Origin of the sequence: Herbidospora sakaeratensis (assembly GCF_001570525.1) — a bacterium.
GTDB lineage: Bacteria > Actinomycetota > Actinomycetes > Streptosporangiales > Streptosporangiaceae > Herbidospora > Herbidospora sakaeratensis.
Window position 1 is genome coordinate 565,354 of record NZ_BBXC01000010.1, and the last position, 23,824, is coordinate 589,177.

Annotated in this window: 19 protein-coding genes and 4 tRNA genes; 12 read left to right on the forward strand and 11 right to left on the reverse strand. The window is 66.5% G+C overall.

From position 1 onward, the window contains the following. Positions 1–45: 45 nt before the first annotated feature. Genes AW271_RS15690 through AW271_RS15710 form a run of 6 tightly spaced genes read left to right on the forward strand, consistent with a single transcriptional unit; the run spans position 46 to position 10,843 of the window. Positions 46–2,490, forward strand: a complete 2,445-nt coding sequence (locus tag AW271_RS15690; RefSeq protein WP_062337396.1) for a type I restriction-modification system subunit M — start codon at positions 46–48, stop codon at positions 2,488–2,490. Next, positions 2,483–3,694: a restriction endonuclease subunit S domain-containing protein gene (locus AW271_RS39715; RefSeq protein ID WP_157554210.1), complete on the forward strand. Its 1,212-nt coding sequence runs from the start codon at positions 2,483–2,485 to the stop codon at positions 3,692–3,694. The genes AW271_RS15690 and AW271_RS39715 overlap by 8 nt, the downstream gene beginning before the upstream one ends. 28 nt (positions 3,695–3,722) lie before the next feature. Then, positions 3,723–6,875: a type I restriction endonuclease subunit R gene (locus AW271_RS15695; RefSeq protein WP_062337398.1), complete on the forward strand. Its 3,153-nt coding sequence runs from the start codon at positions 3,723–3,725 to the stop codon at positions 6,873–6,875. 19 nt (positions 6,876–6,894) lie between these two features. After that, a complete protein-coding gene (locus AW271_RS15700; RefSeq protein WP_218008063.1) occupies positions 6,895–7,599 on the forward strand; it encodes a M48 family metallopeptidase in 705 nt (234 codons plus the stop codon). Positions 7,600–7,601: 2 nt separating this feature from the next. After that, complete coding sequence (locus AW271_RS15705) at positions 7,602–9,401, forward strand: N-6 DNA methylase (RefSeq protein WP_062337402.1); 1,800 nt, start codon at positions 7,602–7,604, stop codon at positions 9,399–9,401. Positions 9,402–9,415: 14 nt separating this feature from the next. After that, positions 9,416–10,843, forward strand: coding sequence for a protein kinase domain-containing protein (locus AW271_RS15710; protein ID WP_169806341.1), 1,428 nt, complete (start codon positions 9,416–9,418; stop codon positions 10,841–10,843). An 84-nt stretch (positions 10,844–10,927) separates the two neighbouring features. On the opposite strand, the gene AW271_RS15715 is transcribed toward AW271_RS15710, so the two are convergent. The 3 genes from AW271_RS15715 to AW271_RS15725 all read right to left on the reverse strand — a co-directional run bounded on the left by AW271_RS15715 (position 10,928) and on the right by AW271_RS15725 (position 13,806). Further along, positions 10,928–12,322 carry a tyrosine-type recombinase/integrase gene (locus AW271_RS15715; protein WP_062337406.1) on the reverse strand — a complete coding sequence of 465 codons (1,395 nt, stop codon included), beginning with the start codon at positions 12,320–12,322 and terminating at the stop codon, positions 10,928–10,930. Positions 12,323–12,510: 188 nt separating this feature from the next. Further along, positions 12,511–12,585: transfer RNA gene (locus tag AW271_RS15720), tRNA-Lys, on the reverse strand. 69 nt (positions 12,586–12,654) lie between these two features. Next, complete coding sequence (locus AW271_RS15725; RefSeq protein WP_062337408.1) at positions 12,655–13,806, reverse strand: acyl-CoA dehydrogenase family protein; 1,152 nt, start codon at positions 13,804–13,806, stop codon at positions 12,655–12,657. 85 nt (positions 13,807–13,891) lie between these two features. Here AW271_RS15725 and AW271_RS15730 point away from each other — a divergent pair, with 85 nt between their 5' ends. Continuing rightward, the gene (locus AW271_RS15730) at positions 13,892–14,287 is read left to right on the forward strand and encodes a PspC domain-containing protein (RefSeq protein ID WP_245653066.1); all 396 of its coding nucleotides are present in this window, start codon (positions 13,892–13,894) and stop codon (positions 14,285–14,287) included. Here AW271_RS15730 and AW271_RS15735 read toward each other — a convergent pair whose 3' ends face one another. Together AW271_RS15735 and AW271_RS15740 are read right to left on the reverse strand one after the other, a co-directional pair. Further along, complete coding sequence (locus AW271_RS15735) at positions 14,288–15,574, reverse strand: MFS transporter (RefSeq protein ID WP_062337413.1); 1,287 nt, start codon at positions 15,572–15,574, stop codon at positions 14,288–14,290. Positions 15,575–15,676: 102 nt separating this feature from the next. Beyond that, complete coding sequence (locus AW271_RS15740) at positions 15,677–16,018, reverse strand: metallopeptidase family protein (RefSeq protein ID WP_062337415.1); 342 nt, start codon at positions 16,016–16,018, stop codon at positions 15,677–15,679. A 100-nt stretch (positions 16,019–16,118) separates the two neighbouring features. Here AW271_RS15740 and AW271_RS15745 point away from each other — a divergent pair, with 100 nt between their 5' ends. The 4 genes from AW271_RS15745 (at position 16,119) to AW271_RS15760 (ending at position 18,003) form a co-directional block, all read left to right on the forward strand. Beyond that, entirely contained in the window at positions 16,119–17,660 is a 1,542-nt protein-coding gene (locus AW271_RS15745; protein WP_083976707.1) for a metallophosphoesterase family protein, read from the forward strand. A gap of 20 nt (positions 17,661–17,680) precedes the next feature. Continuing rightward, positions 17,681–17,753, forward strand: a tRNA-Glu gene (locus AW271_RS15750). A gap of 97 nt (positions 17,754–17,850) precedes the next feature. Further along, positions 17,851–17,925, forward strand: a tRNA-Asp gene (locus AW271_RS15755). A 4-nt stretch (positions 17,926–17,929) separates the two neighbouring features. Beyond that, a tRNA-Phe gene (locus AW271_RS15760) sits at positions 17,930–18,003 on the forward strand. A 365-nt stretch (positions 18,004–18,368) separates the two neighbouring features. On the opposite strand, the gene AW271_RS39720 is transcribed toward AW271_RS15760, so the two are convergent. The 5 genes from AW271_RS39720 to AW271_RS15785 all read right to left on the reverse strand — a co-directional run bounded on the left by AW271_RS39720 (position 18,369) and on the right by AW271_RS15785 (position 21,602). Then, a complete protein-coding gene (locus tag AW271_RS39720; RefSeq protein WP_157554213.1) occupies positions 18,369–18,737 on the reverse strand; it encodes a hypothetical protein in 369 nt (122 codons plus the stop codon). 305 nt (positions 18,738–19,042) lie between these two features. Further along, a complete protein-coding gene (locus tag AW271_RS15770) occupies positions 19,043–19,789 on the reverse strand; it encodes a neutral zinc metallopeptidase (protein WP_062337418.1) in 747 nt (248 codons plus the stop codon). 13 nt (positions 19,790–19,802) lie between these two features. Next, on the reverse strand, positions 19,803–20,555 hold the full coding sequence (locus AW271_RS15775; RefSeq protein WP_062337420.1) for a neutral zinc metallopeptidase: 753 nt from the start codon (positions 20,553–20,555) through the stop codon (positions 19,803–19,805). Between the two features lie 10 nt (positions 20,556–20,565). Next, positions 20,566–20,751, reverse strand: coding sequence for a BBE domain-containing protein (locus tag AW271_RS40725; RefSeq protein WP_062337422.1), 186 nt, complete (start codon positions 20,749–20,751; stop codon positions 20,566–20,568). A gap of 221 nt (positions 20,752–20,972) precedes the next feature. After that, positions 20,973–21,602, reverse strand: coding sequence for an alpha/beta fold hydrolase (locus AW271_RS15785; RefSeq protein ID WP_062337424.1), 630 nt, complete (start codon positions 21,600–21,602; stop codon positions 20,973–20,975). Between the two features lie 23 nt (positions 21,603–21,625). Here AW271_RS15785 and AW271_RS15790 point away from each other — a divergent pair, with 23 nt between their 5' ends. Further along, entirely contained in the window at positions 21,626–23,338 is a 1,713-nt protein-coding gene (locus AW271_RS15790; protein WP_062337426.1) for a polysaccharide lyase 8 family protein, read from the forward strand. On the opposite strand, the gene AW271_RS15795 is transcribed toward AW271_RS15790, so the two are convergent. Beyond that, positions 23,335–23,790: a hypothetical protein gene (locus tag AW271_RS15795; RefSeq protein WP_062337428.1), complete on the reverse strand. Its 456-nt coding sequence runs from the start codon at positions 23,788–23,790 to the stop codon at positions 23,335–23,337. The two genes, AW271_RS15790 and AW271_RS15795, sit on opposite strands and share 4 nt — an antisense overlap. Between the last annotated feature and the right edge of the window lie 34 nt (positions 23,791–23,824).

The window sequence follows — 23,824 nt, forward strand, 5'->3', positions numbered from 1 at the left end:
CGCTGTGTAAGTCGGTCGAAGGATGAAGAAAGAAGGAGTCGCCACGTGGCGAAGCTGACGTTGCCGCAGCTCGAACGGCATCTCTACGGGGCTGCCGACATTCTCCGCGGCAAGATGGACGCCTCGGAGTTCAAGGAGTACATCTTCGGGATGCTCTTCCTGAAGCGGGCGTCCGACCAGTTCGAGGTCATGCGCGCCGAGGTCATCGCCAAGCAGGTCGGCCTGGGCAAGACGGTCGAGGAGGCCGCACGGATCGCCGAGGCGCGCGGCTTCTATCGGGGCGACAAGTTCTACGTCCCGGCGATCGCCCGATGGGCTCACATCGAGGCCGAGTCACGCAAGAAGAACGTCGGCGACCTGCTCAACAAGGCGCTGGGTGCCCTCGAAGAGGAGAACATCGACGCACTCGAAGGGGTGCTCGAACACATCGACTTCACCCGCCGTGTCGGGGCGTCGGCCGTCCCCGACAAGCGGCTGCAGCAGCTCATCGACCACTTCTCCAGGGTGCGGCTGCAGAACGAGGACTTCGAGTTCCCCGATCTGCTGGGGGCCGCCTACGAATATCTGATCGCCCAGTTCGCCGACTCCGCCGGTAAGAAGGGTGGTGAGTTCTACACGCCGCGTGGTGTGGTCCGCATGCTGGTCCGCCTGGTCAAGCCGATGCCGGGCATGGCCGTCTACGACCCGTGTTCCGGTTCGGGCGGCATGCTCATCCACGCCAAGGAGTACATCGACGAGCACGGGTTCGACTCGCGCGACCTGACCCTGGCCGGCCAGGAGAACAACGGCAGCACCTGGGCCGTGTCGAAGATGAACATGATCCTCCACGGGGTGCTCAACGCCCTGCTGGTGCACGGCGACACGCTGACCGACCCCGGGCACTTCGACGGCGGCGAGCTCACCCGCTTCGACCGGGTGCTCACCAACCCGCCCTTCTCGCTCAACTACTCGTCAGACGAGATGAAGCACAAGGACCGGTTCGAGTTCGGCTACGCCCCGGAGACCGGGAAGAAGGCCGACCTCATGTTCGCCCAGCATGTGCTCGCCGTGCTCACCCCCGACGGGATCGGGGCGACGGTCATGCCCCACGGGGTGCTCTTCCGGGGTGGCAAGGAGCAGGAGATCCGCAAGGGGATCATCGAGGCAGACCGACTCGAAGCCGTCATCGGGCTGGCGCCGAACCTCTTCTACGGCACCGGCATCCCCGCCTGTGTGCTGATCCTGCGTGGCACCGACCCCCGGCCGGCCGACCGGCGGAAGAAGGTGCTGTTCATCAACGCCGATCGGGAGTTCACCGCCGGCCGGGCCCAGAACTTCCTCGATCCGCAGCACGCCGAGAAGATCGTCAGCGCCTTCGAAGCCTTTGAGGACATCCCCGGGTTCGCCCGTGTCGTCGACCTCGCGGAGCTGCGCGACAACGACTTCAACCTCAACATCCGGCGCTACGTCGACAACACCCCGCCACCCGAGCCGCAGGACGTGCGCGCCCACCTCCACGGCGGGGTGCCGAAGGCTGAGGTCGAAGCCAAGGCGCCGCTGTTCGACGCGTTCGCCGTCGACCCCGTGACGCTGTTCGCCGAGCGCGACGCCGACTACTTCGACTTCCTCCCCGAAGGCTGGCAGGCCACGGCCGCCCGTCTGCCGGGGCTGGCCGCGCCGGCCGAGGCGCGGCTCGGTGCCGCGTTTTCTGACTGGTGGGTACGCCACAGCAAACGCATGATCGAACTTCCCGACACCCGGAAGGTCATGGCGGTCCGCGCCGAGCTGCTCGACTCATTCGTGACCGAGCTGCTGCCGGTCGGCATGCTCGACCGGTTCGACCTGGCCGGCGTGGTAGCCGCCTGGTGGGGGGAGGCCCAATACGACATGAAGGCGCTCGGCCTCAACGGCTTCGAGGGCGTCGTCGAAGGCTGGCTCACCACCATCGAGTCGGCGTTCGCGCTCAACGAAGACGACGCCGAATACTGGGACAAACAGAAGATCGCCGCCGAGAAGCGCAAGGCACGCGACCACCGCCTCGTCCCCGCCGTTATCCCCGACTACCTGGCCGAACTCGACGAGGCCGAGGCCGCCTACGCCGAACTGAACGCCGAACTCAAAGCGGCCACCGCCAAGCCCGCCGACGACGACGAAGAGGCCGACGAGCTCGCCGAAGACCAGCTCTCCGAAGCCGACCTCAAGGCCCTGAAGTCCCGAACTGCCGCCGCCCGCAAGAAGGTCTCCGCCCTGGAAGGCCACTGCTTGCCGCGCCTGCGCATGGCTGTCGGTGCGCTCGACGAGACCGCTCGCCGCGACCTGGTGCTGGAGGTGCTCCGGCTACAGCTCTCCACCCGTTTGATCTCCCGTACGAATTCCGCTCGCCGCCTGCTGGAGGTCGCTTTCCGTGGCTGGGCTGACAAATACGCGGTGACCCTCCACGAGCTTGAAGCCCAGCGCGAAGCGGCCGCTGCCCGTCTCAACGGCTACCTGAAGGAGCTCGGTTATGCGTGACCTTCCACACGGCTGGCTGCGAGTCTTTTTGAAAGAAGTCACCGAGGAGCGGATGGAAAAAGTCGGCGCCCGTAAATCTATTACAGTTCTATCTTCGACCAAACATCACGGGCTCGTCCCGTCTGTCGAATATTTCAAGGGTCGCACCATTTATAGTGACGACCTTGCAAATTATAAGATCGTTAGACGTGGATGGTTTGCCTATGCAACCAATCATCTGGCCGAAGGATCTATTGGACTTCAGGAGAAACTTGAGGAGGCTTGCGTAAGCCCCATTTACACTGTGTTTTCGACCGGTGTGGGCGTAGATCCTTCATTTATGTTTCGAGCGCTTAAATCTCCGCGGCTCCTGGCCTCATATGCAGTGCATGAACAGGCTTCGGTTGATCGTCGAGGTGCGATCCGTTATAAAGACTTCGGGAAAATTGAGATCGATCTCCCGTCTGAATGTGAACAGCGGCGGATCGCGGATATTCTCAACACTCTTGACCGGCGCGTTACTTCTATCGACCTGTCATTGGATAAGTTCACACTCATTCATGTCGGGCTGATTGACTATCTATTGTCGTCTGTCGTTGCCGGGGAAACTCCGCTGAGGGTGCATCTGGCTCAGTCGCCCAAGAACGGGTATTCCCCTAAAGAGGTTGAGGGGTGGACCGGTCTCCTTGCGCTGGGTCTCGGATGCCTCACATCCGGTGGCTTCCAGGCCCGTCAACTAAAAAACGTTCCCATGCGCGATGGGCGCAACAGATCGGCGCTCCTGTCGGATGGCGATCTGCTGATGAGTCGTGCAAATACGAGAGACCTCGTCGGGCTTGCGGGTATTTACAGCGGTGTCGGGGTGCCGTGTATCTATCCAGATCTCATCATGAAACTCAGCCCGGGTGGGACGTGCAGGGCTGAATATTTGGAGCTTCAACTGAGGAGCCATGGCCTTCGGCGCCAGATACAGGCGATCGCACAGGGTACATCCGAAAGCATGGTAAAGATCAGCGGGTCATCGGTGCAAGATCTTATGGTCCGTATTCCATCGCTCGAAGAACAAGACCGCGTCCTGGGGGTCGCTCATGCGAGCAAGGCCGCTATCAGGCGCCTTGAAGAGGAGCGGAACCGCCTTCAGCTCCTCAAGCGAGGTCTCATGGAAGACCTGCTGACTGGCCGAGTTCGTGTAGCGCAGGCGGAAGCCATACTGGAAAGTCTTTGATTGTGCATTTAGCGAGGGGAGTCGGCCGGTGACCGACTACGAATACGCACTCGTCGAGAAGCCGTTCATCGATCAGCTCGTCTCCATGGGGTGGCACCACCTTCAGGGCGCCACCCCCGAAGCCGTCATCCCGCTCAACCCCCGCATGTCCGACCGCCGCACCTTCGACGAGACCATCCTCGAAGACCGGCTCCGTGACGCCATCGAGAAGATCAACGGCTCCTGGCTCGATGACCGCAAGCTCAGTCAGGCTGTCAACGCCCTCACGCGAATTCCCACGACCAATCTCCTCGAAGCCAACAAGAAGGTCACCGAGCTCCTCGTCAACGGCATCCCGGTCGACGACCCGGCGACGGGCAAGTCGAGGATCGTGCACTACGTCGACTGGAAGACTCCAGAGAACAACGACTTCCTGGTCGTCAACCAGTTCAGGGTCGACATTCCGGGCACGGGCGGCCACAAGCAGATCGTCCCGGACATCGTGCTGTTCGTGAACGGCATTCCGCTGGTCGTCGTGGAGTGTAAGAAGACCACGGAGAGTGGCCTCGGCAAGGCGGTCGGCCAGATCCGGAAATACCGCGACAGCCGCACCGGCCTGTTCCGCCCGGTCCAGATGACGATCGCGACCAGCGGTGAAGACGCCAGGCTCGGCACGTTCACCGCCAAGCTCGAACACTACGTGCCCTGGCGAGACCCGTACCCGCTGACGAAAGCGGCGTTAGCCGCGAAGCTCGACAAGGCCGAGGAGCAGCTCAGCAAACAGGAAGTCCTCGTCGCGGGTGTGCTGGAGCCGGTCAACCTGCTTAACATCGTCCACAACTTCGTCACGTTCATGACCACCGACGACGGCGTCAACATCAAGGCGGCGCCGCGCTACCAGCAGTTCCGCGCCGTCGAGCGGACCGTCGAACGGTTACGCACCGGCAAGCCGGGACAGCGGGGCGGCATCGTCTGGCACACCCAGGGCTCGGGCAAGAGCCTCACGATGACCTTCCTGGTCAGGCGGCTGCGCTCACTCAACGCGCTGTCGCATTACAAGGTCGTCGTGGTCACCGACCGCACCCAGCTCCAGACCCAGCTCAGCGAGACGATGGCGCTGAGCAACGAGAAGGTCGACGTCGCCAGAAACACCGCCCGCGCCCGGACGCTGCTCGGCAAGACGGGCCCCGGCCTGGTCTTCGTGATGATCCAGAAGAACCAGAGTGGCCAGCCGACAGACCGCATGGAACTGGGCGAGATCAACACCGACGACTCGATCGTGGTCCTGATCGACGAGGTGCACCGCTCCCACACCGCCGCGCTGGGCGCCAACCTGCGGCAGGCGATGCCGAACGCGGCCCGGATCGGCTTCACCGGCACCCCGATCATGACGAAGAAGGGCCGGCGCGACACCAGCGTCGAGCTGTTCGGCCCGTTCATCGACACCTACCGGCTCCGCGAGGCGGAGGAGGACCAGGTGATCGTGCCCATCCTCTACGAAGGCATCAAGGTCAAGGGCGCGCTCCAGGACGGCCAGGACATGGACGACCTCTTCGAAGAGGAGTTCGAGGAGCTGACCGACGAGGAACGCCGCACCCTCCAGACCCGCTGGGCGACCAAGGGCAACGTGTCGGCGGCCCGCAAACTGGTCGACGTCAAGGCCAAGCACATGCTGCGCCACTACGTCGACAAGGTGCTCCCCGAAGGCTTCAAGGCGCAGGTCGTGGCCCATGACCGGGAGACGACCGTGCGCTACCGGGAAGCTCTCATGGAGGCGCGCGACGAGCTCGTCCGAGACATCGAGAAGCTACCGGCCCACTTGCTCGACCGGGATCCGGCGGAGCTGCGGCCGCGCCAGGCCCAGTTGGTCAAGGCGGCCAGGCAGCTCGACCTGCTGAAGCGGATCGACTTCGTACCGGTGATCTCGAAGGGCGACACCGAGCACGAGAACCGCTACGAGGAGTGGACCGACGAGGCCAGGCAGAAGACCCGGATCGAGGGCTTCGTCAGGCCGTTCGGTGAGAACGACATCGCGTTCGTCATCGTGAAGTCGATGCTGCTCACCGGCTTCGACGCACCGATCGAGCAGGTGATGTACCTCGACCGGAAACTGGAGATGCACGACCTGCTCCAGGCCGTCGCCCGGGTCAACCGCACAGCCGACAACAAGCCGTTCGGCTACGTCGTCGACTATCGGGGCGTCGCGCAGAACCTCGTGGACGCGCTGAGGGTCTACGCCGACGAGGAGTTCGAGGCAGGCGAGGCCGCCGACGTCTCCGGCGCGCTGCGTGACCTGAAGACCGAGATCGCCAAGCTGGAGCCGCGCTGCCGTCGGCTCCGGACCATGTTCCGCGACTACACCGACATCGAGGGCTGCGTCCAGGAACTGGCCGACCCGGAGTTGCGTGACCGATTCGGTGTCGAGCTGGCCCGCTTCGTCCGGACGGTCAACACGGTGCTGCCCGAACCGGCGGCCTCGCCCTACCTGGCGGACGCCAAGCACTTCTCGGTCATCCGGCTCACCGCCGGTCGCCGCTACCGCGTTGACGGCGGCGAGTTCGATCCCGGTGCGTACGGGCAGAAGATCAAGTTATTGATCGACGAACACGTGACCTCACTCGGCGTCGAGCAGCAGTTGCCACCGATCGCACTGACGGCGGCCAACTTCGCCGCCAAGGTCGAGGCGATGACCGGCGGCTCCCGGGCGAAGGCGTCGGAGATGGAGAACGCCCTGCGCCACCACATCACCGTCAATGCTGGCCAGGACCCGGCCCGCTACCAACTGCTGAGCGAGCGGCTCGAACAGATCCTCGTCGAGCTGAAGGACGACTGGGACGCCCAGTTGCTCGCGTTCAAGGACCTGATCGCCGAGGTGGTCGACGACGGGCGCGACAACCCCCACGGGTTCAGCCCGGCCGAGTTCGCCCTCTACGGCCTGCTCCTGCAGGAGTTCGCGACCTCTGACGATGACGTACACGACCCGAAGTTCGTCGACACCGCCAGGGCGATCATCCGGCTCGCGAGCGGCACCATCCACCGGCACGGATTCTGGGACAAACGGCCCGACGTCGCCGACTTCCGCAACGAGATCTTCGAGGTCCTGGTGGCCGCCGACCTCGATGACATCGCCCGGCTGGAGACGGTGGCCGACAAAGCGCGCGATGCGGTCAGGGAGAACCGCGTGACCATTCCCAGGGCCTAACCCTGGCATGCTGATGACCGTGAGTGATATACCCGGCGTCCTGCGCGTCGGCGACCTTGAGGTCGCCGTCTCGGTGAGCGACCGGCGCAAGAGCGTCCGTCTGACCGTCGAGCGAGACTCCTCCATCACCGCGGTCGTGCCCTCACAGGTGTCGAAGGCCGAACTGGTCAAGATGGTGGAGGCCAAGCGGCCGTGGCTGTACGGAAAGCTGGCCGAGAAGCGTGACCTGGGCCGTGCGGCCCCGGCCAAGGAATATGTCACCGGCGAGGGCTTCCGTTACCTGGGGCGGTCCCATCGGCTTCGGGTGGTCGACGAGGGCGAGGTGCGGCTGATCCGGGGGAGGCTGGAGCTGCCCCGGGGCGGGGGCGCCAGGGAACTGGTCGGCTGGTATAGGCGGGTGGGGGAGCCCTGGCTGGCCAAGCGGGTGCGGCCATGGGCCGACCGCCTCGGAGTCGAGCCGAGTGGGCTGACGGTCCGGCCGCTCGGCTACCGGTGGGGGTCGTGTTCGCGCGGCGGCCGGGTGAACATCCACTGGGCGGCCATGCAGCTGCCGCCCAGTCTGATCGACTACGTGCTCGTCCATGAGCTCGCGCATCTGCGCCAGCCAGATCACAGCGCCGCGTTCTGGGAGATCGTCGAGCGGGCGATGCCGCTTCACGACGGCTACCGTGACCGGCTCCGCCGTACTGGAAATGATCTGTGGTTGCCGGAGGAGGGGCGCTAGACATGTCAGAGGACGTTCTGGTCAGCGCCGCCGACATCGCCCGGCTGGCAGACGTCGGCCGTGCTGCGGTGAGCAACTGGCGCAAGCGGTTCGACGACTTCCCGCAGCCTGCGGGTGGGACCGCCTCCAGCCCGGCCTTTCTGCTGGCCGATGTCGAATGCTGGTTGCGGGCCCATGACCGATATGTCGAGGTGTCGCCGCTGGAGCGGCTCTGGCAGCGGCTGCGCAGCAGCACCGACGATCTGCGGCTCGGCGAGGTGGTGGCCGACACCGGCGCCGTGCTCCTGGGTGAGAAGACCGAGCTCGACCTGGCCCTGGTGGCGGAGATAGAACGCGTCGGGCAGGCCGATGGGGTGCTCGCGGCCTTCGACGGGATCTGTGGACGCTACGCCGACCTGCATTCGCGCCGACTGCTCGCCACACCGTTGCCGGTGGCGCGACTGATGGCCGCGATCGGCTCTGTCGCCGGTGGCACCGTGCTGGATCCGGCGTGCGGGACTGGCACCCTCCTCCTGGCCTCACACGGTGGTGCGGTGTACGGCCAGGAGATGAACGATGGCTTTTCCCGGCTGACGGACATCCGACTCCGGCTTCACGGCTATCAGGCGCGTGTTGAGGTGGGTGACTCCCTCCGGTCCGACGCCTTCGGCGGGATACAGTTCGACGCTGTTGTCTGTAGCCCGCCGTTCAGCGAGCGGAACTGGGGATACGACGAACTGGCGAGTGATCCCCGCTGGGAGTTCGGGTTGCCGCCGAGGGGCGAGTCCGAGCTTGCCTGGGTGCAGCACTGCCTGGCCCACGTCCGGCCCGGTGGGCATGCTGTGGTCATGATGCCCGCCGCTGCCACCAGTCGGAGGCCGGGGCGGAGAGTGCGCGGAAACCTGCTCCGCGCGGGTGTGCTGCGCGCGATCATCAGCCTGTTCCCTGGCGCCGCCCCCGCCTCCAGTGCGGCGCCCGACCTGTGGGTCCTACGCCAGCCGGCCGACGCCGACGAACCCCCCTCCGATGTGCTGATGGTCGGCGCGGGCGAAGATCTGGGCCTGGCAGAGACGGCGTGGCGGGCCTACAACGCCAAGACGGAACTGCCGGAGAACAGCCGGGTCGTGCGGATCATCGATCTGCTCGACGAGGAGATCGACCTGACGACGAGCCACCGGACCGTCGTCCAGGAGCCGTCAGCGGGGTACTTCACGATGCGCGACCGGTTGGCCTCGGTCGTGGAGCGGCTGACGGTCCCGGGGGTCGTCGGAGGGCCGCGTCGGGAGCCCGTCATGACCACGCTCGGCGAGCTGACCCGGGCCGGTGTCGTCGCCGTTCTCCAGGGTCCGCTGAATCTGGCCGACGACGGTGAGCTGCCCGTGCTGACGGCCAAGGACTTCATGCACAACCGGGAGCCGACCGGCCGTACCGGAGAGTCCGCCGGGCTGGTGCGGGTGGTCGAGGGCGATGTCGTCGCCTCGCTGCTTGCGGCCAGTGGCCCGATGCCGACGGTGATGACGACCGCGGGTGCGGTGCTCGGGCCCCAACTGCTGCTTTTCCGCGCTGACCCCGACCGGCTCGACCCCCACTTCCTGGCCGGTTGCCTGCGGGCCGAATCCGGGCGTGCCGGTTCGGGCGTGCGGCTCGACCCGCGCCGGGCGTCACTGCCGAGACTGCCGATCGGAGAACAGCGCCGCTATGGCAGGGCCTTCGCCGATCTGCTCGCCCTTGAGGAAACGACAAGATCGCTGATCAAGATCAGCGATAGCCTGGTCGCCGCCGGTATCGGCGGGCTCCTCGACGGGAGCCTGATACCCGAATGACCCAGGAGGCTGTCGTGCCCGACTTCCTTGGCCGCTACCGCCTTGATCCGATCAGGCTCGGCCGGGGCGGCATGGGCGAGGTGTGGGGCGCGACGGACACTCGCCTTGATCGGCGCGTCGCCATCAAGTACGTGCTGCTCCCTGACACCGAACTCAACCAGCGTTTCATCCGGGAGGCCCGGGCGCTGTCGAAGCTGACCCATCCCGGCGTGCCGGCGCTGTATGACTTCGGTCGTGACGCCGATCGCCACTACATGATCATGCAATTCATCGACGGTAACACGCTGCGGGATGTCGTCGCCGAACACGCGCCGCTGCCGATCGGCTGGGTGGCATCCATCGGCGCCCAGATCGCGGCGGTCCTGCACGCCGCTCATTCCCACGGAATCCTGCATCGCGACCTGAAGCCGTCGAATCTCATACTCGGCCGAGACGGCTCGGTGAGCGTGTTGGACTTCGGGCTGGCGTTCCTGCACGACGCCGACACGGTCGAGCTCACCACGACGGGCCACCAACTCGGCACCGCCGCCTACATGTCTCCGGAGCAGGTCGAGGCCAAGCCCGCCTCTGAGAAGACCGACGTCTACGCCCTCGGCTGTGTTCTGTACGAAATCGCCACTGGTCTACCGCTTTTCACTGGCCCAGGCGACCACAGTGTCAAAACGCAGCACGTTACGACCCCGGCTACCCCGGCAGGTCGGTACCGCGCCGACATGCCGAGAGGACTCGACGAGCTTCTGCTGGCCATGGTGGAGAAAAACCCGGCCGACCGGCCCCGCGGCATGCGTGAGGTCCACGAAGGCTTGATGCCCTACCTGTCGGGAACCAGCCGACTCGGCGACATGACGGAGAACTCCCCGAGCCCGCTCACTCTCTATGCACAGGCTGTCAGCAGGACCGTCGCCGGGTCGGCCTCTGGAACGGCGCCGCCTGCCGAGGCGCGCCCTGCCGACTTCCACCGCACCAGACGCGACGCCCGATCCTTGATCCGGGACTCCCGATATGGTGAGGCTGTCGAACTCCTGAACGAGGCACTGGCTCGCACGCCTGACGCCCACGACCTGCGGGAACAGCTCGCCGAAGGCTACTTCTCCGCACACGACTATGAGCGGGCCGCCCGCGAATACCGGCGCCTCGCCGACGTCGGCGAGGCGGAGCAAGCCTTCCACCATCGGCTCCAGGAAGCGGTCTGCCACGTCCACCTCGGGCAACTCGACTCGGCGCTCGACCTGATGGTCGCTCTGCTGGCCGACACTCAGTCGGAAGACAACCCTCAGGCGCTTGAACTCCGGCGCCATATAGGCGAACTCGAGCGCGACGCCGGTCACCGGGATCGGGCTCGGCGCACGTTCACCGGCCTCCTCGCCGATCTACGCCGAATCTTCGGCGAGGAGCACCCCGCCACGGACCGAGTGCGGCAACTGCTTGGCGCAATTGCATAATGCGCCCAGTTGTTCCTGCCGGGATTTCTGCAGGACAGTATTGGGCCGATCACTCTGCGAGCACGTTCCGGTTATTGGCGAGCGCTATGAGTGATCGTGATCTGGCGGTACCTCGAATACCGTTCTGGCCGCCTCGATGACGGGCTGGACGGAATCGAGGATGAGCTTCCGCTGAGCGGGTGTCTGTGATCCGGCGTATCTGGCTGTCGTCTGGTAGGACTCGTGGCCGGCCACCAGTTGCATCACGCCGGGGGCGACGCCGCCGTCCCGGAGCATGGTGATCATCGTGTGCCGCAGAGTGTGCGGTGTGATGTGCTTGGACAGGCCGCGTTGGCGGGCAAGGGAACGAGCGGGCTGCAAGATGACGTTGCGCTGATTGCCGTAGTCGATGTAACTGCCTGTCGTCCCGCGGAAGATCGGCTCGTCGAGTTGCCTGCCGCGAGCGTGCTGGAGCAGCAGAGCGGCCAGCTGCGTGCCAATCGGGACCTGGCGCCGCCTCTTGCTCTTGGGGTACGGCTTGAGCTGCCATTCCTTGCGCCCAGTTCTCTCGTTCAGCAGCAGCGCCCACGTCTGGACAACATGAATGATCCCTCCGGCTGGATCGAAACCGGACACGTGAAGCCCGGCGAGTTCGCCCCAGCGAAGGCCGGTCGCCATCTGAGTCACGATGAACAGCGCGGTGGCCGGGTCGGTGTCGTAGACCGCCCGGAGGTAGATCTCAACCTCCGATCCGTACAGCACGGCCGGCGCCGTCACCGGCGCAGCAGGGAGATGGAAGCCGTCACACGGTGTGGAGAACAGCAAGGGCGGCTCGCCATCCTCGCCCTCGTGCATGGCGGCACGGAAGACGGGCTTGATGGAGCCACGGTAGATCTTGGCGACCGTGCCGGGAGAGAGCGTTCCGACCTCGCGCTCCCGTGGGAGCGGTGAACCTGCTGCCTGCCAGAGCCGCAGGATCTCGTCAGACACGCGGCCCGTCTTCTTGGCCGGGAGGCCGTTGGCATGAGCCCACAGGCGGGCGGCCTGCTCAGACGAGAGCTGCTTGTCCGGTTGATGTTCGTTGCGGGCGGAGGGTTTGGTGAGCATCCATTCGGCCCACTCGCGGAGTACACGCCGGGTCACCTTGTTGAGCGCGAGATGACCGAAGAACGGAAACACATGCCGCTCAGCCTCAACTAGATAGTCGTACCGCTGAGTTGGTGATGCGGCAGTTCGAATGGCGTAGTTTGTCCGCGCATACTTCTCGAACGTCGGCATCCCTGTCTCGACGGTGGTCTGCTCCACCCCGTGGCAGCCCTTGGGGTAGCCATCCGGCCGGTTCTCGCCACTGTGCTTAACCAGTGCCGCGAACGTCTGCGCGACCTCAGCGGTGTAGCAGGTCTCGAAATCCTCCCGGGCGTGTCGCCCACCACCGACCCTCCACTTGACCAGCCAGGACTCCGCTCCGTTCTTCGCGGTCCGCTCGACGATGCGTGCCATGCGAGCCCCCTCTTTGTGGTGCTCGCATGGTGACGGTACGACACACAGAGAAGGTAGACATGACTCGCCGACCTGGCCAAGAACGGACAGGTGCTTGGGTGCGGGAACACCGGGGGAACATGATCAAGGCGGCGCCATCGAAAATCCTGATCCATGGATCAGCTTTGAGGCTTCTACCTGCGGTTATCTGGTGGGGCGCCAGGGATTCGAACCCTGAACCTACGGATTAAAAGTCCGGAGCTCTGCCGTTGAGCTAGCACCCCTCGTCTGCAGGGTACAGCGATCGTCTCACCGGAGCGAAGCAGTTCCCTGTGATCAGCCTACCGGCCGCCTCACCGATATGCCGCCACCCCGGTCAGCGCCTCCCCGAGCACCAGCGTGTGAATTTCCTGGGTCCCCTCGTACGTCAACACCGACTCCAGGTTGTTCATGTGCCGGATGACCGGATACTCCAACGTCACCCCGTTGGCCCCGAGAACCGACCGGGCCTCCCGCGCCACGTCGAGCGCCGCCCGCACGTTGGCCAGTTTCCCGAAGGACACCTGCTGCGGCCGAAGCGCGCCGGCGTCCTTGAGGCTCCCGAGGTGCAGCGCGGTCAACCCCGCCTGCCCCAACGCCACCGCCATCCACGCCAGTTTCTCCTGCGTGAGCTGGAACCCCGCGATCGGCTTCCCGAACTGCACCCGCGTTTTGGCGTACTCGAGAGCGGCTTCGAAACAGGCCCGTCCTGCCCCGACGACCCCCCACAGGATCCCGAACCGAGCCTCCGACAGACACGAGAGTGGCCCCTTGAGCCCCACCACGTCGAGAACGGCAGAGCCAGGCAGACGGACGTCGTCGAAGTAGAGGGAGGACGTCACCGAAGCCCGGAGCGACAACTTCCGGTGGATGAGGGGAGCCGAGAACCCGGGAGAGGACGTCGGCACCACGAACCCGCGGACCCCGCCGTCGGTCTGGGCCCACACCACCGCGACGTCGGCCACCGATCCGTTGGTGATCCACATCTTCGAGCCGTTGAGGATCCAGTCGCCGGAGGGGTCCTGCTTGGCGTAGGTCTTCATGTTGCCCGGGTCGGAGCCGTGGTCGGGCTCGGTCAGCCCGAAGCACCCGATGGCCGTCCCGGCCGCCAGCGAAGGGAGCCACTCCTCTTTCAGCTCCTCGGAGCCGTACTTCCAGATCGGGAACATCGCCAGCGACCCCTGCACCGACACGAACGAGCGCAGGCCCGAGTCGCCGGCCTCCAGTTCGCGGCAGGCCACCCCGTAGGAGATCGCGTCGAGGCCGGCGCAGCCGTAGCCGGTCAGGTGCATGCCCAGCATGCCGAGTGAGCCCAGCTCAGGGCCCAGTTCGCGGGCCGGGAAGGTGCCTTCTTCGAACCAGGTCGCGACGTCGGGGAGGATGTGTTCCCTGACGAACCCCTGAGCCGTGTCCCTGACCAGTCGCTGGTCTGCGGTCAGGCGGTCGTCGAGGTTCAGAAGGTCCATGATTGCAGCGTATCCGGGCGGGGTCGGGGTAGGGCCAGGGGGAATCCCGATGTGCCATAGACGACAAAAGGGGCACGCTATGGACATGAACGAGATACAGCCCAGTGGCCACGTCAAGCAGCTTCGCCGGACTCGCAACGGCCGGATCGTCGCCGGGGTGTGCTCCGGTGTCGGCCAGTACATCGGCGTCGACCCGAACATCCTGCGGATCGTCCTCGCGGTGGCGTCGTTCTTCGGCGGCCTCGGCATCGGCGTCTACGCCGTCGCCTGGCTCCTGATCCCGAGCGAGGAGAAGAACGCCTCGATCGTGCAGGACCTGATCGAGAAGAACAAGGACAACCCGACCTGGCTCGACGTCAAGGCCAAGACGCAGGAAGGGTGGGCCAAGGCGACCAAGTCGCACAACGGTCACCAGTCGACCGCTCCGGTCGACCCGTACACCGTCCACCCCTACGCCCAGACGAAGCAGCCGAACGACTGATCACGAGGTGTGCACCTTGGCGATGATCTCCGTTCGGGATTCCGTCCACGCGATGGCCAGGATGGCCGCGGCGCTCAGCCCGGCCACCCCGGCCAGCGCCACGACCGGTTCCGGGCCGAGGATCTGCGCGAGCGCGCCGCCGATGAGGATGCCGACACCCTGTGAGGCCAGCAGGCCTGACTGCACCAGGCCGAACGCCTGACCCCGTCGTTCGGGGGGCACGCACTGGACGAAGGCGGCGTTGGCCGCCAGCTGGTATGCGCCTCCCACGCCGGACAGGATCCAGAGCACCAGCACGATCTCCAACGGCGGGCGCATGGCGCACACGACCAGCGGAGCGCAGGTCAGCATGGCCATCCAGCCCATCGTCTTGAGACGGGTGCTGGGGTTGACGAACCTGCTGAACAGGAACGCCCCAAGGACCGTGCCGGTCGGCATGGCGGCCATGAGCAGGCCCGTGATCACGGGCACCGGGAGCCCGCCGTCGTCGAGCTCGGCCGCGTAGGGGACCGCGATCCCCTCGGGCAGCACGTAGAAGCCGCACAACCAGGCGAACAGCACGAGCGTGCGCAGCCGCCGGTCGCCGAAGACCAGCCGGGCGCCCGCGGCGGTCATCGTCCACATCGAGGGTTTTCCGCCGTCGGCCGACACGGTGGCCGATCTGCGGCTCACCCCGGCGACGATGATGAGGGCCGAGGCCAGGAACGTGGCGCAGTCGAGCGCCAGCGCCCGATAGGGGCCCAGACCGGCGATGACGGCTCCGCCGGCCGCGAATCCGAGCATCTGGACGGCCTGGTTCGTCATGTTCTGCAGGGCGCTGCCGGCGACGTACCGGTCGCCTTCGAGGATCTCGGGCAGCAGCGCGGCGCGCGCGGCCGAGAACGGCGCGCTGAGCAGCACCACCAGGAAGACCAGCACGCACAACACCGGGAACGGCACGCCGGGGACCGCCATGATCGCGACCATCAGGGCCCGCAGGACGTCGCAGACGAGCATGACCTGGCGGCGCGGGTAGCGGTCGGCGAGACCGGCCAGCAGCGGGCCGCCCAGGATCGGCGGCAGATAGGTCAGCGCGTAGACGGCCGCCGTGGCGAGCGCCGACTGGGTGCGGTTGTATACGAGCACCGCGAGGGCGACCTGCGCGAGCTGGTCGCCGAGCAGGGACAACCCCTGGCCGAGCCACAGGGCCCGGAACTCCTTGATCGCGATGACTTCGCCGTATGTCGCTTGGCGCTCCGCTGGTCGGCGGTGTCTCCCCGGCAGTTTTCCGGGCTTCGTGGCCGCCATTTCTCTCCGCTGAGCTCAGGCCGTAGCTGACAGGCTGTGTTCAGTATGTCACCTACAGTGCCTATAGCGCTCGCGAATCGCAACCCTGCGATTACCGGGCGACTACCATCCGAGTTCGTGCAGGCGGTCGTCGTCGATGCCGAAGTGGTGGGCGATCTCGTGGACGACCGTGATCTGAACCTCTTCAACGACGTCAGCCTCGGTTTCACAGATTGCCAAGGTCGGATTTCGGTAGATCTCGATGCGGTCGGGAAGCACTCCTGAGTACCACTCGCCCCGCTCCGTGAGCGGAACGCCGGTGTAGAGACCGAGGAGGTCAGGTTCGGGCGGATCGTCCACGACCACGACGACGACGTTGTCCATGACTTTGGCCAGATCGGGCGGGATCAGGTCGAGGGCCTCGGCCACGAGCTCCTCGAACTTGCTCCTCGAGACGTCGATCACACGTCAAATCTACTTCCCCGTGGTTTTCGGGTAGACAGGAAGGAACGTGGATTTGCCGAAGTGGGGGGAATCCGTGATCCGGTTTCTTCGGGGCCGGTTCATGCGGTTTCTGACAGTCGTCGTGGTCGCCCTGGCCGGAGCCTGGCTGGGGCTTTTGTTCGGCGCGTCCGTGCAGACCCCGATCGGCCCCGCCGACATCAACATGGCGCTGCGGCCCTCCTTCGACGGGGGCACGGTCGTCGACGTGCGGCCCCTGGGAACGCTCCGGTTCGACACCCACTCGGGGCCGGTGCAGCTCAACCTGAGCATCGAGGCGGTCCACCCCGAGGCGGCCGAGGAGATCCTGCAGAACCCCCGATGGGCCGACCGGCTGCCCGAGACCATCGAGACCGACCTCATGGGCGGCGTCCAAGACCTGCTCGTCAGGGCCGCGGTCGGCGCGGTGCTGGCCGGCTTCCTCGGCGGGCTGATCGTCTTCCGCGACGTCTTCCGCGGCCTGTGGAGCGGCCTGGGCTCGATCCTGCTGGTCGGCGCGATGGCCGTCACGGCCGCGCTGAGCTTCAACCCCCAGGCGATCGCCGAACCCCGCTACACGGGCCTGCTGACAGGCGTGCCGTCACTGGTGGGCAACGCCCAGTCGATCGTCACCAAGTTCTCCGAATACCGGGGCCAGCTGGCCAAACTCGTCACGAACATCAGCCGTCTGTACGAAGCCGGCTCGACCCTCCCCATCTACGATCCCGACCCCGACACGATCAGGGTCCTGCACATCTCCGACCTGCACATCTACCCGCCGGGCTGGAACGTGGTGCGATCTCTGATCGACCAGTTCAAGATCAACCTGGTCATCGACACCGGCGACATCAGCGACCACGGCACCAAGATCGAGAACTCCTTCGTCGAGGAGATCGGCGACCTGGGCATCCCCTACGTGTTCGTCCGGGGCAACCACGACTCGATGGAGACCCAGAAGGCGGTGGCGAAGCAGAAGAACGCGATCGTCCTCGACGACCGGGTCGCCGAGGTCGAGGGTCTGCGCATCTACGGCATCGGCGACCCCCGCTTCACCCCCGACAAATCGGTCGAGGTCGACGAGAACCCCGAGTCGCTGGCCGCCCTGGGCCGTGAGAAGGCCGCCGGCGTCGCGCCGCCCGAATGGCCGCGTTCGTCGTCGACCACCGCGCCGCAGCGCTCTCCGGTCGATCTGGTGGCCGTCCACGACCCGACGATCGGGCGGGCCTTCTACGGGTCGGTGTCGCTGGTGCTGGCGGGGCACGTCCACGCCCGCTCGACCGAGTTGTCGCCCACCGGCACCCGGCTGATGGTCCAGGGATCGACCGGCGGAGCGGGGCTGCGGGGCCTCGAACACGACGAGCCCACCCCTCTCCAGGCGTCGGTTCTCTACTTCAGCAAGGACACTCACAGGCTCCAGGCCTGGGACGACATCACCGTCGGGGGGCTGGGAGAGCAACGTATCGCCGTGGAGCGTCAAATCGAGGCCGCGCCAGGTCGTACAATTTTCCCTGTGCCAGGGAACGCCCCGTCCCCGACGGGAACGATCTCTGACACACCGTCGCCGGTCGCTTTGGCACAGAGGGCAAACGTCCCCTATGCTTCAGAGGTCCCCGACGGAGCGCGGTAAGGACAGAGAGAAATCTCTGCGCCCCCATCGTCTAGCGGCCTAGGACACCGCCCTTTCAAGGCGGCGGCACGGGTTCGAATCCCGTTGGGGGCACGGAAGGGCCAGGAAAACGGCAGGTCGAAGACCTCCGAAGAACTGGTAAGCTACAAAAGCCGAAAGCGAAACGCCGGAAGCGAAAGTAGCGAAGCAAGGTCCTGTAGAGCAGTTTGGAGTGCTCGCCACCCTGTCAAGGTGGAGGTCGCGGGTTCAAGTCCCGTCAGGACCGCTTGGGTCAGGTAGCTCAGTTGGTACGAGCGACCGCCTGAAAAGCGGTAGGTCGGCGGTTCGACCCCGCCCCTGACCACATCTCTTAAGCAGCAGCAACGCCCAATCCAAGATCTTTGGATTGGGCGTTCGTCGTTTCTGCGTGACAAGGGGTCGTGCAGACGCTTGGGAAGGTGCGCGGGCCGGGTGTGGCCGTGGACGAGCCCGGCGATGTTCTCCAGAGGCATTCCGGAGCCGGAGGGCAGGGAGACGACGGTGCCGCGCGGCTCACGGGGGTCCACTTGCCTCCGCGGTGTCCCGCTCTGTTGAAGAAGATGCTCGACGTTGTTCGGGCACCCCGTCTTCTTCCTCGGTGTCCCGGCGCGCCAGAGGGGGCATGGCCGGCGTACACGAGGGAATGCCGCACATGAGCACGTCATGTGCGGCATTCTTCGCGGCTCTCGCTCACACGATGTTGATGTACGTGTCGGTCTTCTTATTCTTCTTATCGTACTTGTCCCACTTGCCGTGCTTCTTGTCCTTTTTCTTGTCGTACTTCTCCCACTTGCCCTTCTTGTTGTGCTTATTCCACTTACCCTTCTTCTTGTCCTTCTTTTTGTCTTTCTTCTTGTCGTGAGGGGGATCCTTCTTGGCGGGCGACGGGCTCGTCGGTGTCATCGTCGAGGCACTCGCCGCATACTGAGCGGTCGAGGCAGGAGACGACGAGACACCGGCCGTGTGCTGGGCGGCCGTGGCCGTCGATACGGGCGCGAGCAGTATGGCCGACCCCCCGAGGACTCCCGCGCTCCATCGCGCGATTCGTGCACCGTCCATAACCGTCTCCTCCTGTGTTCGCCTGACGCTCGTGATACACCTCCATCGTTTGCACCGCCGAAGAACAGCGTCCAGGCACTGCGAGGGAGATTTGCCCAAGCGCGGGCGCGCGCTAGGCGCGGGCGTTTGCGCGCGCATTCGAAGTGCCGATCAGGCATACCGGCGTTTGGAGCACCCAGTGCTCCGCCCTCAGGAAAACGGCCGGGAACTGCCGCACGTCGTACTTTTGCGGACATGCCGACGGTGACATAGGTAAAGGACGGCCGCTTTGGAAGAGACGTGAGCAGCGGCCCGGGCGGCGTAGATCAGCCGACTCTCGGCTCGTTCGCGCTGAAGGTGTTGCACGTCCTGGCGTCCCGCGACTCGAAACCACGCGTGAACCACGACTTCCGGTTGCGCGGGGAGCCGTGGCTGCCGTTGATGCCGCCCCCGTCGTCGTCGACGGTCATCATGCGCCGCAGCTCCCGCAGGTCGGCGGAGGGCCGGTTCAGCGATCTCCACGCGCTGCCCATGAACACCCCGGCCAGGCACTCGGCCTGCAGTTCGATGCGCCGGGAGCGCTCCAGTTCCTCGGCCTGGCCGAAGGTCGGGAGGTTGACCTCGGCCCACAGGATGCCCGTCATGTGCTGGACGTGGTGGCCGTACTCGTGGGCGGTCAGCAGGAAGGTGCTGAGGTCGCGGGGGGTGGCCAGCAGGCGCTGGTCGAGCAGGACGTCGAAGCGGCGGTCGGCGGGGCAGTACTGGCCCTGGATGCCCTGCCGCCACGTCACCCCGCACCGCACCTGGGGGCGGTTGACGAAACCCGCGGTCGCCGGGGGCATCGGCACCCCGACCCGGCCCATGAGGTCGGACCACGCGGTGTTCATGCAGTCGACGATCGACCGGACGTACTTCCTGGTCAGGTCGCGGTTGCCGACGGCGACGGGTTTCTCCGGGCAGTCGACGTCGGCCATCGGGCCGGCCCGGTAGAGCAGGTTGCCGGTCAGGACGGGGTCGTCGACGGGGTAGGCGGTGCCGCCGACCAGGAGCAGGGAGAGTAAGAGTGCGCGCATCTCATCCAGTTCGTCAGGCGACTTTGGCGGTTTTGGCGGTCCAGGTGTTGCAGGCCCCCGGCTTGCGGGTCGCGAAGCCCCGGTCGAGCCAGCCCAGCACGTTCTTGCCCCGGCCGTGGGTGCGGCTGTGGCCGGTGCCGTCGAGCTCGCGCAGGTACTGCCAGTCGGCGTCGCTGCGGCCGAGCGTCGGCCAGACCGCGCCGAAGAACACCCCTGCCAGGCATTCGGCCTGGAGTTCGTTGCGGCGGATCTGCTGGTAGAGCTCGGCTTTGGAGTGGTAGGGGTGGGTGCGGTAGGCGTCGGCCATGCCCGTGAGGTTCTGGATGTGGTGGCCGAACTCGTGGGCGATCACGAGGTAGAGGTAGAGGTTCGACGAGTCGACCAGGGCGTCGCGGTCGAGCAGCACCATGAAGCGCCGCTGCGAGTCGCAGTAGCGGCCGGCGGCGTCGCCCCACTTGCGTCCGCAGAACGCTTTCGGCCTCGTCTGGAAGCTGATCTTCACGGGGGTGAAGGGCAGGCCGTTCTTGCGGAAGTGCGCACCCCACGCTTCGTTGAGGCAGCTCGCCACCGTGATCGCGTAGGTGCGGGCCGAGGCCGCGTCGCCGTCGCGTAACGGGGGTTCGGGGCAGTCGACCGGTGCGAGCCGGCCCGTTCGATAGAGCGCGTTCTGGGTCAGGGCGCGGTCGTCGATCGGGTAGGCGTTCGCCGGGGCCGCTCCCACGACCAGCAGTGAGGCGAGGACGGTGACGAATGGGGTTAAACGCACAAAGGCGATCCTAGGTGGGCGACACATTCTGGTTGAGGTGGAATATGTTCTCGGGATCCCATTTGCGCTTCAGTTCGGTCAGCCACGGCAGGTTGTCGCCGTACGCCAGCCGCACGTCCTCCTCGGCCAGATGGTTGACCTCGGCCCCCACCGGCTGGCCGCGCGTCGCCTGCCAGAGGTCGTCTGCCCAGGTCACGGGGGCTGTGCCCGAAGCGCCGGCCGGCCAGGCTCGAGTTGCCGCCGCCCAGGGTCGGCCCGCCCACGCCGCCGCCTCTGACCGCGACCTCCAGGTCGTGTGACCGGGCGTGGGCGATCGCGGCCGGACGTCGGTCGACGCCCGGTTCCACACTCTTCTCGTTGCGTTGTAGTCGTCATGAGTGGGGGTGATGAGCTCGTACATCAACCGAGTTCGAACCCTCAGGAGCGGTTGATGAAGTCGGCCACCTCCTTCGGGTGGCTCAGCATCGGCATGTGGCCGGCCGGCACCTCTCCCGTGACCGCGTTCGGCAGCCGGTCGGCGACCATGCGGCGCATGAAGTCGATGGGGAAGAAGCGGTCCTCCGTACAGAACAGGAACCTGACCGGCACGTCGGGCCACGCCTGGCCGACGGCGTCGAACGGGGTGAACGACTGGTCGCGGACGGCGGCGTCGCCGATCGCGATGCCCTCGGGGTCGACGCCGTTGTAGAAGACGGCCTTCTCGTCGGAGGAGTCGATGCCGAGGGCGTTGTGGCCGGTGTTCTCCCACCATTCGCCGCCGGTCTCGCCGGGTCTGGTGACGATCGCGGTGAGCAGCACGATCGCGCGCGCCGGGACGCGGGCGGCGACCAGGGGGGCGGTCAGGCCGCCCAGCGAGTGGGCCACCACGACGACGTCGTCTCGGTCGCCGACGGCCTCGACGGCGAGGTCGGCGTATTCGGGCACGCCCGCCGCCGGGTCGGCGGTCGGCAGGTCGAGGGCGATCACCTCGCCGTCGAGCAGGGGCGCCAGCCGGCTCCAGTAGCCGGGCCCGGCGCCGCCGCCGGGTATTAGAACGTAAGTGCGCATGCTTCTACCCTAAGGTGGAGCGCATGCTCTCGCGGCGCGGCTTCCTGGCCGGGGTTCTGCTGCCGGCGACCGGGGGCCGCGAGGCCGCCTGGCCGACGCTGGAGCGCAACTGGCTGGCCGTCTCGTCGCGGGGCGAGCCGTCGTCGCCGGAGCACGCCATGGCCCGGGAGTTCCGCCTGACGGGCGATCCGGCGCTCAAGAGGAAGGTCGCCGATTCGATCGACCGGGCGGTCGGCGAGGTCTACCACGCCGGTGCGGTCAAGACCGGGAACTGGTGGAACTGGGAGATCGGGGCGCCCAAGCTGCTGCTCGACCTGGCGATCCTCGTCGGCCACCGCCACGACGACCTGATCGCGGCGGTCGACCACTTCGTGCGGCCGTGGCGGCTGCAGTTCTACCGGGGCACCAGCACCGCCGCCAACCGCACCGACCTGTGCCTGGTCACGCTGCTCAACGGCATCCTGGCGGGCGACCCGCGAAAGATCTCCCGCGCCGCCGGGGCGCTCTCTCCGGTCTTCCGGTACGTCACCGGCGGCGACGGCCTCTACCGCGACGGGTCGTTCATCCAGCACTCGACCGTCCCCTACCAGGGCACCTACGGGGCGTCGATGCTCCACGGGATCGGCGCGATCCTCAGAACGTTGCGCGGCACCCCGTGGGAGATCACCGACCCGGCCCTCCAGAACGTCTTCGAGAGCGTCGAACACTCCTTCCTGCCCTTCCTCCACGAGGGCCGGATGATGGACCTGGTCAGCGGGCGGGCGATCGCGCGCAGGCCGTACGGAGACCGGAGAAGGGCCCGCGCGTTCACCGACGCGCTCGACCTGCTCGGCGAGTCGGCGCCCGCGACCCGACGGGATCGCTGGCGGGAGCTGATCGCGAAACCGCCCGCCGGCCACCGGCTGATGCCGGCGAGCGCCCGCGCGGTGCACCGGCGCGAGGGCTGGGTGGCCGCGCTCAGCATGGCCTCCCACCGGGTCGCCCACTACGAGCACGGCAACGGCGAGAACCTGCGCGGCTGGCACACCGGGGCCGGAATGCTCTATTGGTGGGGCGAGGGCCACGGCGACCACTACTCGGGCGACTTCTGGCACACCGTCGACCCCTACCGCCTGCCCGGCACCACGGTCTCCACCAAACGGCTGCCCGACGGCGCGGGCGGCGCCTGGGGCGAGAACTGCCCGCCCGCGCGGTGGGTCGGCGGGGCGTCCGACGGTGTGCACGCCACCGTCGGACAGCACCTCTTCGGCCTGGAGAGCACCCTGGAGGCCCGCAAGTCGTGGATCTTCCTCGACGACATGGTGGTCTGCCTGGGCGCAGGAATCACCTGCCGTGACGGCGTGCCGGTCGAGACGATCGTCGACAACCGCCGCACCCGCGCCCGGCTGACCGTCGGCGACGGCTGGGCCCACCTGGAGGGGCACGGCGGCTACCTGTTCGACGGCTCACTCCGCGTCCACCAGGGCGAATACACCACGCTCTGGTTCGACCACGGCACCGACCCGACCGACGCCGCCTACTTCTACACACTGCTGCCCAACGCCGACCTGGCCGCCACGATGGCGGCCCGGGTCACCGTCGTGGCCAACACGCCGGCGTGGCAGGCCGTCACCGCCGGCGACCTGACCGCCGTGAACTTCTGGCGGCCCGGCACGGTCGCCGGCATCACGGTCACCGAGCCGTCGGCGATCCTCTACCGGCCGGGCCGCTCACTGGTCGCCGAGCCGCAGGGCTAACGCACCTTCTTGGGCTTGCCGAGCTGTTTGATCGTCTTCGGATCGGCCCCCTTGGGCAGGTCGGCCACCGTGATGGGCCCCTTGCCGTGGGCGACCTTCATGTTGGGGGAGCACAGGTTCGTGCTCAGCCGGCCCTCCCACTTGTAGGCGAACACCAGATACCGCGCGCCCCGCGAGAAGTGGGTGCCACAGGCGGCCGACTGCGTGTGCGTGCTGACCGTGACGACGGCCTTCGGCTTTCCCTTGTACGCATGGTCGACCCGGAAGGTGTACACGACCGGCTTCACCGGGTCCCACCGGTCCTTCGGCCGTTTCACCGCCTTGGCGGTGCCGGTGAACACCAGCGCCGAGTCCTTCAGGTGCCGGGGCACCTCGGGGGGCATGCAACTGCAGGCGTAGGACGGCGTCGCCCCGAAGACGAGGGCGCCCAGGACGAGGGTGAGAGAGATCACTATTCGACGCAACATGCCCCTGAAACGCACACCG